Source organism: Lacrimispora brassicae (assembly GCF_054772055.1).
Genome location: NZ_BRYH01000023.1, coordinates 180,930 through 195,807, shown reverse-complemented (window position 1 = coordinate 195,807; position 14,878 = coordinate 180,930). Strand labels below are relative to the sequence as shown.

The following is a 14,878-nucleotide window of genomic DNA, read 5'->3' as shown; positions in this document are numbered from 1 at the left end:
ATCTTGCTCTATTCATATATAAAACTAAATATCTACAGATGAAAATGAGGAGGACTAATGACATGGGAGACGCAATTAAGCAAACGAACCGTGCCATACTTATGGATGTTATAAATCCTGAGAAGATGGACATTTTGACATTGGTAGGAGATGTCAGAGGCATGGAAAGTTTGACGGACGATAAGATTAAGGAAATTAACGATCATTTGCTTGTTCACAGTTTTGATGAAATGTTAGAAAAATTCAATCCGACTGTATACTGCTACTATGATGCAGCAAATCAGAAAGAGGTATACTTAGCCGAAAAACCAGAAGGAATTCCGGAAGCAATGTTAACGGAAATTCCTTTAAACAGGAATAATGAGTTTGTAAATATGCTTATGTCTATGATTGCCGCGAAGCGGTCAGAAGGAAGCATCAATGTGGATTTTAAATTTGAGAAAATTACAGAGATGATTTCCCCGAGAAAGGTTATGGAATCGATTAAGCAGAATCGTAAAGAACTGCTGTATACCTATGGAGAATATGCAAAGCTGGATGAGGGTAATCCTAAAAAGAAGGATCTGGCAGACACCCTCAATGTAATGTTTGAAGAAGCAAGTGCCAATTATAACAATCTGAATGCAATGCTCCCACTTTTAATTGAGGACGTTAAAACCCGTTTGCTTCTGGGAGTTGACAATGATAAAAAAGATAACGCTCCACTGGCATTGGGCGTGCTCAGTATGGGAGAGAATGGTGAACTTAAAGTTCTTGAGGGTCCTAAAGTTGAGACGACAGAGTTGGCGACTGTGGACGATGAAGTTAATACAGGCTTAATTGAGGCTCTGAAAGATGACTACGCGGCATTGAATGAAGACAGCAATGATTATGTAAAAGAATTGGTAGCCCGTACGTTCTGCCCGCTGAGTTCGACAATGGAGAGTGGCATTGACCGTGAACAGGAGGTAGAAAATTACAACGCATACCTGGAGTTCTACAGAGATTCAAAAAATAGATTTATTAACGTGGTCAAACCCTTGCTGGAAAAACTGTTAGGCGTGTGGTGCTTTTTTGAGCAATGTCCCAAAAAGGTAAAGGGAATGCGCCCGTCCCTGCTGATTGCCAATCAACCAAATGAGATGCTTGCAAAAGCAAGCAACATTCCCAGGTTGATTACATATTTAAATACAACCAATGGAAAAAATGATTTTTCAAACACGGTATGGTATGCAATTGTGCCGGATGTGTCTCTGGATCAATACAGTAAAATGAAGCTGTCAAGAGAGCGCTTTCAGGGCAACTCAAAAGTGGAAAAGAACTATACCAACAGTGTTGAGTCTCTGTCGCGGATTCTGGATGTATGTAAGGAATACGAGATACAGTGTTTCTTCTCTTATGAGACCGGAGAAAGTGCTACGTTTAGTTCTCTGGCCACCGAAGGTATCGAAAAGTATGAGGAGCGCTGCACACCACTGACAGGTAAACCCTTCTCGGAATATGCAATTCCCTGCCTTCCGAACTTTACCGTTATCCCGAAAGACCGCTCTGGCATTGTACTGGATCGTCGGATGGTTATCAATGAGGATTCGATTGCCCTTTCAGAGGAAAAAGAAGATGTCATGCAGTTATGGATTGAGGGCGTATATATCGGTGCTGCTTATGTGGCTGCCGGTCTGGTTGCCGCCTACCAGTCTCCGGAGTATTTAAAAGAAATACTGAAAAAGGATATTGATATTGATCTCCCGGGTGTACGTTTTGACGTTGAATCTGGTAAGAATGCACTTCAGATAAAAACTACGATGGCAAAAGAAATTACCGGTTTTACCAATTCCATTAAGAATGATATTAACCGGAAAAACTTTGGCTTTATCTTCAGCTCTGAGAACGCAATTTATGACGGACATGAAGTTACTAATATTATGGTTTACAAGGCCAGAAATCTGCAGCGTGATGATAACAACAGTTATGAGCCGGTTTATAAGACACAGACGACTACTTATATGAAACGGGTGCTGCGCCATGATACAGAAGATTTTAAAGAAGATGCCATTATTGAATTCTTCTCAAGCAATCCGGCGAGCCGCAAGAGTAAATGGCTTGCGAAAAAGGATTGTATCAATGCAATACTGAAGCAGGGAGATGACATTACTTACGAGATTGATGGCAAGAACGGTTATTGTTCGCTGAATATCAGCTTTGGTGGAAACCAGCGTAATCTTGAAGTGGAAACAAACAGGATGTCCAATCAGGCGTAAAGACGTCTTTTGGAAATAAAAAAGAAAGTGAAGGAGGAATAAATCGTGGGATTTCGTATGAAAATTACCGGAGGAGCGGAAGATGCAGCATTTAGTGAGAAAAGCATCACAAATGTAAGCTTTGATTCAGCCTCAGCTCCAAATTCTAATGCCAGAGCGACCGACTTTGGCTTAGGTGTGAAAGTATGGGGCAAGATGCTTTACAAACTAGGTGGAGAGGGTGCTGATTCTACACTTGAATTAGCAAAATGGTCTCAGGTACCATCAGAAAAAGCAGATTGCTACCGGAATGCAGAGATTACAGTTGTCTCTGCCGGTCAAGTAGTTCGTCAGTTTGTATTGCCGAATGCATTTGTTGTAGCATATAGCGAAGAAGTTGATGACGAAAGCGGTGTGGGTACATTCTGCATCCATATGAGACAAAAGAAAGACGAAAATGACCAAGTTAATATCGAAGGCGGTTTTAGTGGTCAATAACTAATACAAAACAGAAAGGAGGATTACATATATTATGTCCTATAGAGTAAATATTGAAGGTGCAGAATCATTTGAAATTGCGAAAGAATGCGTAAAAAATGTGAAATTCATTACTGATATTCCGGAAGATTCCAATGCCCGTACAAAGGATGTGGGAACAACACTGATCATTACCGGCAGAATTTTGACAGCAGTAGACGGAGATGTGTTTGACAGCACGAGGAAGATGGCCTTATGGTCTACCGTGCCGGCTGAGAGTGCAGATTGTTATCGTAAGGTAACGGTTGAGCATGTTGCTGCAGGAATCATGGAAAGAAAGTACTGTTTTCCAAACTCTTTTGTTATTGATTACAAAGAAGATTTCGGCGATGGAGATGGAACCGGCACGTTTACGTTAACAATTAAACAGAAGAAAGACAAGCTGAACATGGTAACAGTAGAAGGCGGATACCCGGCTGCATAGTAACAAGAGGGGTACATCGAAAAGGGTGTACCCCTATTTTCAAATTAGTCAGGAGAAAAAAATGGACTATTATAATGTACTGGGCGTCAACGCAGACGAGACTGATGAGACAATAAAAGCATCTTACCGCAAGTTGGCCAAACAGTATCATCCGGATGCCAATCCAGGCGATGAAGATGCCGCCAGGTGCTTCAGAGAAGTAGCAGAAGCTTATTCCGTGTTGGGAGATGCGGATAAACGGGCTAAATACGATAAAGAACGAAAAAAAGCAGCAGGTAAACAGGCTGCGGCCGGAAAGGGCAAGGGCACAACAAGAAGTACATCTTACGGACAGCCGGGAGCTGGTTTCGATTATGAGAATGTGTCTGCCGGTTTTGAAAGATTTTTCGGCTTCAATCCACAAACCGGTAAGGTAAATGATGAGAAGCTGAATCCAAAAGAGAAATCAAAAGCAGAACCGATTGATGTTTCGGGTTTGTTTGAACGATATATGGGAATTAAAAAATAGATAATCAGACAGGTGAATGGTATGAAAAAAGTGATGGTAGATTTGATGCTTGTATGTATCAATTTTGCAATTTTTGCAGTTACATGGCTATATCCACAGGAAATCCGAAACACAGCCGCCATTTGGGGAGTTAGCATCATCCTGATGCCGGTGTTTTTACTACTGGCAATCCGTGACTGGAAGTTCGACAAGGATAGCAAAACTGCCGGGAAGCAGACGGCTGCCTCACAGGAAATACAGAAAGAAATACCGGTGGCTGGTGGAATCACGGAAATCATCCTGTTAAGCGAAGATAATACCGAGATCATGGCATGGGATATCTATCATAAGGTATCGGTAATTATTGGCCGGGATGTTGGTGAAAATCGGGTTGATATTTCGCTGAATCAAAGTCCCTATGCGAGTATGGTTGATATTGAACATGCTGTTTTGAATTTTGCAGGTGGGAACTGGTATGTATCAGATCTGGAAAGTCAGAACGGTATCCGTGTTGAAAAAGCCCAGGACGGACAAGTCTATCGAATTGCTTCAGATGTGCCATGTCGCATTGAATCCGGGGATTGCTTGTATGTTGGCCTGAGCCGCCTGCTGTTTCGCTAGTTTGGTTCCGTTAGCACGTGATCGGGATCAGCAGGACCTGACAATAATAGTTAAAGGAGAAGGATTATGAATGGAGCTTTGAAAAAATGTGAAAGCGGACATGTATACTCAACACGAGTATTTGGAAAGGAATGCCCTTTTTGTAAAAAAGAGGCCGAACTGTTAGCTCAAGAGGAAAAATCAGAAGAACTTGAACAGTTACTGCTAAAAGAGGAGCTTGAGCCGGTCTGTGGTTGGCTCGTCTGTATATCAGGACCACAACAGGGGCGCGATTATCGGGTTAAAGCCGGTAAGAATTTTGCAGGACGGGCCGACGATATGGATATTCAGATTCTGAATGATAATAAAATTGCCAGGAGAAATCATGCAGTTATTGTTTTTGACCCGAAACAGAAGAATACCTTGTTATTGCCAGGAGACAGCAACGGACTGGTTTATCACAATAATGTAGCCGTATTTGCTCCAACCGTTCTGGCCGCCTATGATGTTATTGAGATGGGAGACAGCCAGTGTGTGTTTGTACCATTCTGTGGCGAGAATTTTATGTGGGTTGAGAGCAGCAGTCAGAAAAATGATCAGAGTTTTCAATTGAAGCAGCCTTCTTCGACTGCTTCTGCATCGCGTGGTGCACGGGAATCGGAGGGCGCCAATATGATAAATCAAACCTTAGAGATAGAGGGGTAAGAAGCAGAAGATGACACTTTTAGAACTTACGATTGCTATTCTGTTCTTGATTATGCTAATGCTATGTTTTGTTCGGGTGTTACTTGCATTGCCTCACAGAAGTTACAAGCAGAACCAAAACAGAATTGACAGTTTTGAAATAGGAACAATGAAAACCATCGGTGATAGAGAAGTACAGGAAGATGAGTACGGAATCAATAATTTTGGCGAAGGCCTTATGGCTGTTTTGGCAGATGGGCAAGGTAAGCTCCATAGCGGACGAATTGCCAGCCTGAGTTCCATTCAAGTATTTCAGGAGGTCTTTCAATTGCGAGAAGCATTCTATCATCCGCAGTATTATTTTGGCAAAGCCTTTCGCCGGGCCAATAAGGAAATTTTACAAAAATTGGCGGATAACCGGGGAACTGCATCTGTTGGAGTGGCACTGATAAAAAACCTGACACTTTATTATGCAGTCGTAGGTAATATAAAAATTGCCGTTTACCGAAATCGTGAGCTTGTGCCAATCAGTACGGGCCATACGATTGATATGTTGGCGAAGCAGAAATACCAAGAAGGTACGTTAACAAAACAGGAGACAGTAACCCTTCTGGAAAACCATCGTCTCTATAATTTTGTTGGAAGGGATGGGTTTTATGATGTAGAAGTGTTTGATACTGCGATTACACTTCGCACTGGAGAATATGTACTGCTTATGAGTGATGGTGTCTATGATACCGTCCGGTGGCGTGATATCGAAGAGTGTCTGGCAAAAGAAGCAAGCTGTCAATCAAAAGCCGAAGCGATTGTGGAAATGATAGATCAAAACCCACAGAATGATAAAGATAATGCTTCTATTATGATAATACGGGTATATTAGATAAGACTTTAGGAGGAATGGAAGTGTGAGGAAACAAAACAGCTCATTTCAAACGGATTTTATATCAGAGGCAGGTATTGATTTAACAAACAATGATTATTTTGCCTATGTTGAATATGACAAATATGCTTGCTATGTAATAGCTGATGGATTAAATGAGGAACCGGATCCGATGAGTGCAAGTCTGGCAAGTCAGGCGGTTTTTTTAAAATTCCAGGAACATCTGTCCATGTCCAAACAAACACTTGGTGCTTGTCTGCGTGCTGCCGATAAGGCCCTTTGTGAAGCGGAAAACCGTGAGTTGCTAAAAGCTTCGATTACGGTTGTAATTACTGATTTTGTTAACATGCGCTACGGTTATCTGGGCAATACCCGCCTGAGGCACTACCGGAAGGGCTTTGTAATCAATCAGTCACATGATATGTCTTTGGCTCATGAGGATGCAACACAACATCAATTACCAGAAGATACCTTAGCTGAGCATGAAGAACGAAATAATTTATATTCCTATGCCGGTCAGGGACGAGGTCTTGCACCGACGATTTCCAAGAAGATCAAGCTGGAAAATGGAGATGTCATTGCTCTTTATACAAGGGGAATATGGGAGGTTTTGGAAACAAAAGAACTGGACAGTATTTTTGTTGAAGCAGTGGACAGTCCCCAGGAAACCTTAAAAGAGGTGGAAAAACGCTTACTGGAAAAACAGCCAAAGCAGTTGGAGAACTATACTTGTGCGGCGATTTTTGTCCATAAGGTGTTCCTTGATCCCAACAGGAAAAGAACCATTAAAAAAGTAATCATGGTTAGCGTAGCATCTGTTTTGATAATTGCCATCTTGGCATTGGCTTTTTGGTTTTTCCGTTATCAGCGGCAAAAGCAGATGGATGAACTGAATCGACGCTATACGAACACCATTGAGTACATACAGGACAGCAACTTCCTGAGGGCGAATGAAGAATGCACAGCGGCTTTGGAAGCGGCAGAAAAACTAAGTGACAAAAAGCGAATTTCGCAAATATCGGATTATCAAAAACTAATAGAAGCCATCAATGCTGCTGACGAAGCATACAATAGTCAGAATTATAAGGCTGCTCAGACAGCATATCTGACTGCGATGGAGCGTTCCCGCTATGCAGACCGGATTGCAGATGAGTACATCGATGGCAGGCTGGAAACGATAACCGCATACCTGTCCGTGTTCGACTATATTCAGTTAGGGGATACACTTGCGGCTCAGGGAGATTATGAGAAGGCAGAAGAAAAATACCTGGAGGCTAAAAATCTGGCTACACGAGTATATTTTGAAGCAGGACGGCAGGATGCTATGAACTCCTTAGATGCCTTGTATATAACTCGCAATGAAACCGAACAAAGTGAAACAGCATCAGCCAAGAGTAAAGCAATTGAGGAGGTATCTGCAGCTTCCTTAGTGGCAGAAGGCGACAGTGCTTTTGCCAAAGGTGATTATGCTGGTGCAAATGTATACTATGCAATGGCTATGGAGAAGTATGAGACGTTAGGGGATACGGCTCACGTTGAGCTGTTACAGGGTAAGAGTGATTCCAGCAGCCAAAAGCTTGACTCTAATATATTAAAAGAACAAGAGGCGGAGATCTATCTTCAGATAGGAAGTGATCATGAAGCGGCAGGTGAAATGTTAGATGCAAAAAAACAGTATTTGTTTGCTAAGAATATATATCGGGAATTGCAATTAGACGATAAGGTAGCAGAGATAGACGGACTGCTGGATTTGTTGGAGGTTTCGATGGCAGCCGACAAGGCGAAGGCAGAAGCAGAAAGTCTGGCGGTAGAGCAGAAGGCTGCAGCGGTACAGTCTGAAGCAGCGGCGCAGTCTGAAGCAGTGGCACAAACAGAAACAGCCGCGAATGATGGTAAGACATCAAAAAATGCAATTGGACCAGGGGCTTCAACCCAATAAACAACATCCGCTGGGAATTTAATTCAAAAAGCCCAGTGGCGTTGAACAAGGTCAGTAAAAGTGGAGGTGGCTTGATGAAGAACTGGAAAGAAAACAATCTGTCTGGGGTTGAAGAATATCCGTTTGATTTTAGACGCTACATCGAGGAGCGTTTGCGTGAAATAGATGACCTGGGAGAGCGTGGCTTTGCAAAAGAAGTGTTGTTAACAGGGCTTGGTAACGCAATTCAGATGACAGAGGAAAAGTATCAGGCTTTAGAACGTCGCATCTATGAAGAGTTAGAATTGCAGGGGAGTCAGTTTGAAGTGGTAACAACAGTTATCCGGCGGGAGCATTACGACGCAATCAATCAAACATTGTTTCCGGTGCTTGAAGCAGACTTACAGGAGCAGAAATTATCAAACGTATTGTCATCGGATCAGGAAATTTATGCAGGAACCGTCTTTTTAAAGATTACAGAAGCCGAATTAATGAGTTGGCGGCCGGAACGCCGTTTTGTTGCATTTTGGGAATACCAAGATCAAGTTGAACATGTGACTATCTCTGTCAGGCCGGCAAAGCGGTACCGCCAAGAGGTTGAGAGGCTTTACCAGATGTTTCAGGATAATCAGATTGCATGGGAGACGATACATGTAGGGCATCTCGAACGTTTCTTTGATGTATATATTGAGATGATATCCTTACCAGAACGCATTTCAAAAAATAGCAGCATCCAGATTTTGCTTTCGGAATTGGATATTCAATGGGATGATAATAAGACGAAAGTTGAATTCGGGATGGTACCATTATGGAATATTGAGCGATTAAGCTTTGACAGCGAGAAATTTAAAGAGGCAACGATTGATGGAAGTTACTATGTACATGATATCAATATCAAAAACTGGGTAGAGACAGATGGTTATCTGATTGAAAAAAATGAAGAGATATTGGAAATCAGGCATGAGCCAAAAAAGATTGTAGTAAAATCTTTACATGAGGAGTTTCGTAATTGGACTGTGTTCCATTTTACACAGAATAAAACGATTTGCTCTTTGGACTACCAGGAATCATTGTTAACAAATCACAAACGAGATACATTTCTTGGCAGATTTTCTGCCGGTTCAGGGATACGGTTAATGACAAAAGCAGATTTATTCCGCCGGATTATGGATTTGGATATACGGGATTACATAAAAGTAGTGGGATATGAGATCAGCGAGACATTAACTGAGATACCAGAGATGGAGAGCATGAACTGGTTTATACCAGAGGGGCTGATTCCATTACACCACCGTCGTTTTTTATCACTTCAATTTGATACCATACAGCCGGATCATTATCTGACTGACAGCATGATAAACTTTGTGGTATCAGAATTACAAATGGAACTAATGGAATATTACCTGGTTGGGGTACGAGTATGAATTTGGCTTGGGAAGCAGCATTATGTGCAGATAAATCCGGATTTGCCCGGGAAGATATCCGTTATATCCCATCAAAAAACGGCAGTCCATACGTTGAGGTGATTCTGAAAAACTTAAATGCGACAACATTGACTCAGTCAGAGGTAGAGATAAATCCACTTTATCGATTTTCTAATTTATTTTCGGACATGTTTGATATCAACTTAAGTGATTATCAAATGAGCAGGAAATTGTTTTTTGATATCTATCTTCATTATATCGTTCAGTTGGATTTAAGACAGGGACTTTCCAGAAAGCAATATCAACTCAGATATATTTTGAAGGATTTTCTGGCAGATGTTTGTGAGATAAAATCAGAGTCAGTGATTCAGCAGATGGAACCAAAGTATGTTGCGGTGCTGCTGCGGTTGGTATGGAAGCTGTACCGCTGTGGGAGCAGTATCCTGCTGTTTAAAGAAGTAATGAAGGCGATATATCCGTCATCAATTATTTATGAAAGCAGAGAAAAGGCAAATCAGCTGCTTATTTATATTGGAGAGAAAGAAACAGAGAAGAGCAGGGGACAGATGGAATTGTTGCAGGCAGTGTTTCTGCCAATTAATAAAAAGGTCTATTTGTTTTGGGAACATCATTTTGGAATTATCGGAATTGATGAGACCATGATATTAGATGAAATGGTAGTGTTTTAATTTAAATAACAAGTATTCATAAGTAGAATGGGTTGTAAGCATTTCGTAGGGAGGAAGACAATATGGGTACAAATGGGAGTACAACAACATTTCAGAGTGATACATTAGGCTCGTTAGGACTGAGCAGCCATACTCAGAGCTGGCAGAAAGATAAAGCAAGTGCAGATGTACTGGGGCTGGAATGGGCAGCACTTCAAGGTAAGTATTATGGAGGCGGGGGCAGTGTCAAGTATGTAACAAAAGGATCGGTCGTTGCCTGTGATTGTGGGAGTCTGTTTACCAGAATTGACTTGGCAGAGGATCATGGGATAGAAGTAAAGAGCAACCATCTGCCAATCCTTACAACTATGGACTTTGGCAGCCAGAATATTTCGCCGTTTGGAATCTGTTCAAAGAAGCTGATCACAGCTACTTCGGAATATGCAGCAAAGTGTATACCCCAGATTATAAATCCGTGGATGCAGAACAAAAACACTACTACGGATTCTAATCGGGCGGCAGTTCTGCAGGCAGATGCGTTTGCGGTATGCAATACAGGTGGACTTATTTGTGTGAAGGAAATCAATAAAACACCGCAAGAAAGTTTTATGGCCATTCTTCGAGAACAATATGGGTTTGATGAAAGAACGGCTAAGATTATTCTGACACTTTATAAGGCGATTCAAAGTAATTATTCAGAGGAAAGTCAGTGGGCGAGGGACTGGCGATTCACAAGATTACTTGGAGGACTTAAGTACGGATTAAAGGGAAAAGAGGAAGATCTTGAGGTAATGAAATGGAATGCAACAGCCGGAGATTGGCACATAAATTCACTCAAGAAAGGAGCCTCTGGTAACATACATAATTTAACTCTTAAAAACTATATGGTAAGTACATTGGGGTTATCGGGTGAAGATTATGAGTATTTACAATATAAAGTACGCATACAGAACGCTATGGTGGGAGAAAATGCCACGGATAGAAAATATGATAATGAGGGAGTTAATCCAGAAAAAGAATCATATACTAAGTCACAATTTGATAATATGAAAACAGGTTTAGGCGGTACACTAGAAAAGACAGAATTTATTAAAAATTGGAACCAGCAATGTGATGATATGTGTGGCATGACAGATTTCGCACATCAAATGATTACAACTGCTACTATACTTGTAACAGAATTAAATCTAAGTGATCTGGTTACAACTACATATTTAGGAGGAAACAGGAAAAGAGAGCAGATGGCTGGCTGGTTGGGCGATGCAACTTTATATGGTAAAAATAATAGGCCACCGTCCTTAGGGAATGATGATTATAAGGCAGATCTCGATGCAGAAAATATTGCTCATATGGTAAAAAATGAAAATTATTCTTTTTTAGATGGTTTTGAAGATTATTATGGAAGGCGGTTATTAAATGATAATCGTGCAGTGCAGTTTTTAGAAATTACTAAGTTAAGTGAGGTTAAGGAACTGATTTTTGAAGAATTAATTCGACCAATTTTAAATGTAAAACTGTCAGTAACAAATGGTTACCAAGCAATAGAACAGCTTAAAGCGCAATATAAGAGAGAATCTTTTTGGAAGAATATAATTAAAAATGATATTTCAAAAGATACATATAATTTTATTAGAAGCTTAGAAGATGACCTTCCAGAGATAGGAGATTTTTCATGAAAAGGTACCGAAAAAGAATCATAATTATTATATGTATACTATTGTCCGGAGTATTTATCTATAAACAGTTTATTCAGATACAGAACATTTTTGACCAGATGTATTATACTAGAATCCGAACCCATTATGATTGGTGGGGAGGTGCGCTGGGAGGATTTGGAAATAAGGCTGATTCTTTTAGTAAAATGCCACAGATAAAACAGATATCCAGAGATGCGGAGAGCAATTATACAGTGGATGGTTACTTTACAAATGGGTATAAAGAAGAGTATTTAAGCGAAGGAGAAAGTTTAGTTATTACTTTTGACCGCAACGAAAAAACTATGGAAATAATAGCAGTAAAACGGTTCAATGAGTTTGATATCATTTATAGATACACATACGATATCAAGAAAAAGCAGTTAACAGAAACTGTGGAATGCGATTATGGTGAAATATATAATGAAAATCCGAGATTTTTTAGAGAACATACTAAAAATCCACAAGAAATCCTTTTGATTATAGAAAAAGCCGGATTGACAAAAGAGGATTTACTTCAATACAAGAAGTATTTTCTCTATGATAAGTTGCTGACCGATTGGGTGGATGGCAATTTAACTCGCTTTTCAGCCAATCGTTGGGGGAGGGTAGAATATACGGAGGCGCTCCCGTTGGTGAGCAGCAAGTAACAGCCACATCCCGCATCACAAGATAAAACCACTATAGGTAAGAGGTAATGGAGAAGACAATGAACAGATACGGATACCAACTGAAACAGAATACGGAACTGAAAAAATCAAATATTCGTTATCGCAGAGCAGATTTGGAATTGATGACTACCTTCCAGTTACGTGAAATCTGCATGAGGGAGAAAATTGTACAGGGTATGATTAACCCGATGGATAAGGAGGAGTTGATCCATACGATTCTTCATTACCGGGGAGCAGATGAATACTTTTTAATTCAACGCCAGAACGGTGTGGGAAGAAAATCAATCGAAGAAGTGTTGAGCCGCAGCAAACTGCAACTGCAGGACGCGGGATTTCTGCACTGCCGTTCCAAGCTTGTTGTCTACCGGGGACTGGCAATGAATTATCAGGATGGTTATACGATTCCATATGATCCGCGATTTGCAGGAAGTAATGCTCTTCTTGTCAGCGGTGATGGTTCACTCTGTGCTATTTTAAATATCTTACCAAAGGGAGAACATACCGACGTTTTGTATCTGACCAAGACGGCTGAAATTGCCTGTTATGAATCAGACGTGAAAAATTATACTCTATATTGCCTGGAACGAAGGGAATCAGAGCTGTTCTACCAGATTTACGAGGGGAAAGAAACAAACTTTCCGGAATACCTGCCAATATATCCAGTTCCGTTGCTGGATTTTGAAATCAAAGAGCCTGTTAAGTTGTCAGTGCCAGTTGCAATTGATTTTGGAACGACCAATACAACAGCAGGTGTGTTTTTGGATTACCATTATTTTGAACAAACCGGCCACGCTTATGAAAGAGTAGAAAATCAAATTAACTCCATTCGCTATGCTGCCTTTTACAATACGATTAACGACTGGAAAGAGACTACAATGCTTCCCAGTGTTGTCGGCGTACAGTCATTGCATAATGGAAAACCGAAGTATCTGTTTGGCTATGACGCAATCAGACTGGCTAATTCAAGCTATATTGATGAAGGATTTTGTGTGTTTTATGATATTAAGCGGTGGATTGGTGATTATGAAAAAGCAGAGGAAATAACCGACCGGGAAGGGCACCGGCAGCTTATCAAAAGAAAAGAAATTTTAAAGGCATATTTTGAATATGTGCTGTTTTCAGTTGCAGATCAATATAAGTGTAAGATTGATAAAGTACATATTTCCTGTCCGGTTAAGCAAAAAAACCAATTTATCCGGTTATTTGATGAGATACTGCCAGGCTACGCCATTGAAAAAGACGATATGATTGATGAGGGAGTGGCAGTGCTTTATAACACCATTTCCGATCTGATTACAGGAAATCAGTTTGAAGATGGAGCCGAATATAAGGCACTGATATTAGATTGTGGTGGCGGAACCACTGATTTGTGTTCCGGAAGTTTCCGAATCGAAGATAGAAAGCCCTCCTTTTGGATTGAAATTGAAACCGCATATGAAAATGGTGATACAGATTTTGGTGGAAATAATCTGACCTATCGCGTGATGCAGCTTTTAAAGATCGCAATTGTAAACGGTATGGAAATTGGAAGTTTAAAATCAACTAGAACGATACTGAATGGTTTTGATCTGGATATCTACCGGAGTGTGGATCAGAGCAAAGCTGCAGCATTATACCAGGAATTAGAATCAGTTTACCGGGAGGCAGAGCAATATCTTCCAACCAGATACAAAGACTATGAGAATCGCAGCCGTGAAGATTATTATAAGGTAAAGAATAATTTCTATTTTTTGTTTACCCTGGCCGAGACCGTGAAAAAGGAATTTTACAATCAGGTTGGCACGCTGCAGATTGGCATCGGCGAAGGGGATGAGCGAAATAACTATATTACATGGATCGATACCGATAAATGGAAACTTTCAGTTATGGGAAAAAAGGGTTTGGGGACGGTAAAGTCTGTTCCGGCCGTGGTCTATAATATCTTTGATTTGGAGCTGCTTCTTCGGGCAGACATCTACAGTATTATTAAGCAGTTTCTGGAAGATATGTACCGGCGGGATGTATTGGAAGAGTATTCCATGATAAAACTGACGGGTCAGTCCTGCAAGATGGAATTGTTTCGGGATGCCATCAAAGAGTTTGTTCCGGGACGGGCAATTCAGACCAGCCGGAGCAGAAAGGACAAGAATATCGATAACAGCTTTAAGATGAGCTGTGTAGACGGCGCAATTAAATATCTGCGGGATAAGAAATTAGGCCTTACACGGATTTCCATATTGGCGAAAGAGCCGGCCCTTCCATACCAGATTAGTGCTTATACCCATCAGGGAAAAGAGGTAATCCTGATTGAGCGTCTGGCCCGAAGCGGTGCCAGCGGGATGATATCCAGAAATGTAGAGAATTTGACATTAGAGTTTTACTTAAAAGATGTAGACGGAAAGCTTCGTTATCGCTATTTGTGCAATAGTAACTTATCTGATTTTGAAGAAACAGAATATGAACAGATCTATGCCAAATACGGGGATTGGATCCGGCAGGAGAATACGGATGATATTGAAGATTATGAAGTCCGGTTTTTCCTATGGACCAGACCGTTGGAGTGGGCATTCTCTGTTGTTCCGGTATACCGCAAGCAGCAGAGACTGTATCTGGGAAAAGAAAACATCTTTGGCTTTGAAAATGAGCAATGGGTACAAAACTTTTTTGATGGGACGAAATAAAAGATTAGATGATAC

13 protein-coding genes are annotated in these 14,878 nt (G+C 40.9%); all 13 read left to right on the top strand.

Going from position 1 to position 14,878, the window contains the following annotated elements; genetic code table 11:
- The first annotated feature begins 62 nt into the window (after nt 1–62).
- The 13 genes from ACYVD3_RS11200 (at nt 63) to ACYVD3_RS11140 (ending at nt 14,863) form a co-directional block, all read left to right on the top strand.
- On the top strand, nt 63–2,237 hold the full coding sequence (locus ACYVD3_RS11200; RefSeq protein ID WP_460642598.1) for a transcriptional regulator: 2,175 nt from the start codon (nt 63–65) through the stop codon (nt 2,235–2,237).
- Nucleotides 2,238–2,282: 45 nt separating this feature from the next.
- Nucleotides 2,283–2,714 carry a hypothetical protein gene (locus ACYVD3_RS11195; RefSeq protein ID WP_460642597.1) on the top strand — a complete coding sequence of 144 codons (432 nt, stop codon included), beginning with the start codon at nt 2,283–2,285 and terminating at the stop codon, nt 2,712–2,714.
- A 34-nt stretch (nt 2,715–2,748) separates the two neighbouring features.
- A complete protein-coding gene (locus ACYVD3_RS11190; RefSeq protein ID WP_460642596.1) occupies nt 2,749–3,177 on the top strand; it encodes a membrane-associated protease 1 in 429 nt (142 codons plus the stop codon).
- A 61-nt stretch (nt 3,178–3,238) separates the two neighbouring features.
- Nucleotides 3,239–3,685 carry a DnaJ domain-containing protein gene (locus tag ACYVD3_RS11185; RefSeq protein WP_460642595.1) on the top strand — a complete coding sequence of 149 codons (447 nt, stop codon included), beginning with the start codon at nt 3,239–3,241 and terminating at the stop codon, nt 3,683–3,685.
- 21 nt (nt 3,686–3,706) lie between these two features.
- A complete protein-coding gene (locus ACYVD3_RS11180) occupies nt 3,707–4,285 on the top strand; it encodes an FHA domain-containing protein (RefSeq protein ID WP_460642594.1) in 579 nt (192 codons plus the stop codon).
- A gap of 66 nt (nt 4,286–4,351) precedes the next feature.
- Nucleotides 4,352–4,969 (top strand): FHA domain-containing protein, encoded by a 618-nt coding sequence (locus tag ACYVD3_RS11175; RefSeq protein ID WP_460642593.1) that lies wholly within the window; start codon nt 4,352–4,354, stop codon nt 4,967–4,969.
- A 10-nt stretch (nt 4,970–4,979) separates the two neighbouring features.
- Complete coding sequence (locus tag ACYVD3_RS11170; protein WP_460642592.1) at nt 4,980–5,828, top strand: PP2C family protein-serine/threonine phosphatase; 849 nt, start codon at nt 4,980–4,982, stop codon at nt 5,826–5,828.
- Nucleotides 5,829–5,853: 25 nt separating this feature from the next.
- Nucleotides 5,854–7,767, top strand: a complete 1,914-nt coding sequence (locus tag ACYVD3_RS11165) for a hypothetical protein (protein WP_460642591.1) — start codon at nt 5,854–5,856, stop codon at nt 7,765–7,767.
- A 74-nt stretch (nt 7,768–7,841) separates the two neighbouring features.
- Nucleotides 7,842–9,170, top strand: a complete 1,329-nt coding sequence (locus tag ACYVD3_RS11160; RefSeq protein ID WP_460642590.1) for a hypothetical protein — start codon at nt 7,842–7,844, stop codon at nt 9,168–9,170.
- Nucleotides 9,167–9,859, top strand: coding sequence for a hypothetical protein (locus tag ACYVD3_RS11155; protein ID WP_460642589.1), 693 nt, complete (start codon nt 9,167–9,169; stop codon nt 9,857–9,859). The genes ACYVD3_RS11160 and ACYVD3_RS11155 overlap by 4 nt, the downstream gene beginning before the upstream one ends.
- Nucleotides 9,860–9,921: 62 nt before the next feature.
- Complete coding sequence (locus ACYVD3_RS11150) at nt 9,922–11,514, top strand: DUF4280 domain-containing protein (RefSeq protein ID WP_460642588.1); 1,593 nt, start codon at nt 9,922–9,924, stop codon at nt 11,512–11,514.
- Nucleotides 11,511–12,182, top strand: a complete 672-nt coding sequence (locus ACYVD3_RS11145) for a TipC family immunity protein (protein WP_460642587.1) — start codon at nt 11,511–11,513, stop codon at nt 12,180–12,182. Before ACYVD3_RS11150 ends, ACYVD3_RS11145 begins: the two co-directional genes overlap by 4 nt.
- A gap of 59 nt (nt 12,183–12,241) precedes the next feature.
- Complete coding sequence (locus tag ACYVD3_RS11140; protein ID WP_460642586.1) at nt 12,242–14,863, top strand: molecular chaperone; 2,622 nt, start codon at nt 12,242–12,244, stop codon at nt 14,861–14,863.
- The last annotated feature ends 15 nt before the right edge of the window (nt 14,864–14,878 follow it).

Excerpts from the sequence above, each read along its gene's own strand:
- ACYVD3_RS11170 (WP_460642592.1), top strand. The coding sequence starts at position 4,980 with ATGACACTTTTAGAACTTACGATTGCTATTCTGTTCTTGATTATGCTA.
- ACYVD3_RS11145 (WP_460642587.1), top strand. The coding sequence starts at position 11,511 with ATGAAAAGGTACCGAAAAAGAATCATAATTATTATATGTATACTATTG.
- ACYVD3_RS11140 (WP_460642586.1), top strand. The coding sequence starts at position 12,242 with ATGAACAGATACGGATACCAACTGAAACAGAATACGGAACTGAAAAAA.
- ACYVD3_RS11150 (WP_460642588.1), top strand. The coding sequence starts at position 9,922 with ATGGGTACAAATGGGAGTACAACAACATTTCAGAGTGATACATTAGGC.
- ACYVD3_RS11175 (WP_460642593.1), top strand. The coding sequence starts at position 4,352 with ATGAATGGAGCTTTGAAAAAATGTGAAAGCGGACATGTATACTCAACA.
- ACYVD3_RS11185 (WP_460642595.1), top strand. The coding sequence starts at position 3,239 with ATGGACTATTATAATGTACTGGGCGTCAACGCAGACGAGACTGATGAG.
- ACYVD3_RS11160 (WP_460642590.1), top strand. The coding sequence starts at position 7,842 with ATGAAGAACTGGAAAGAAAACAATCTGTCTGGGGTTGAAGAATATCCG.
- ACYVD3_RS11180 (WP_460642594.1), top strand. The coding sequence starts at position 3,707 with ATGAAAAAAGTGATGGTAGATTTGATGCTTGTATGTATCAATTTTGCA.
- ACYVD3_RS11200 (WP_460642598.1), top strand. The coding sequence starts at position 63 with ATGGGAGACGCAATTAAGCAAACGAACCGTGCCATACTTATGGATGTT.
- ACYVD3_RS11155 (WP_460642589.1), top strand. The coding sequence starts at position 9,167 with ATGAATTTGGCTTGGGAAGCAGCATTATGTGCAGATAAATCCGGATTT.
- ACYVD3_RS11190 (WP_460642596.1), top strand. The coding sequence starts at position 2,749 with ATGTCCTATAGAGTAAATATTGAAGGTGCAGAATCATTTGAAATTGCG.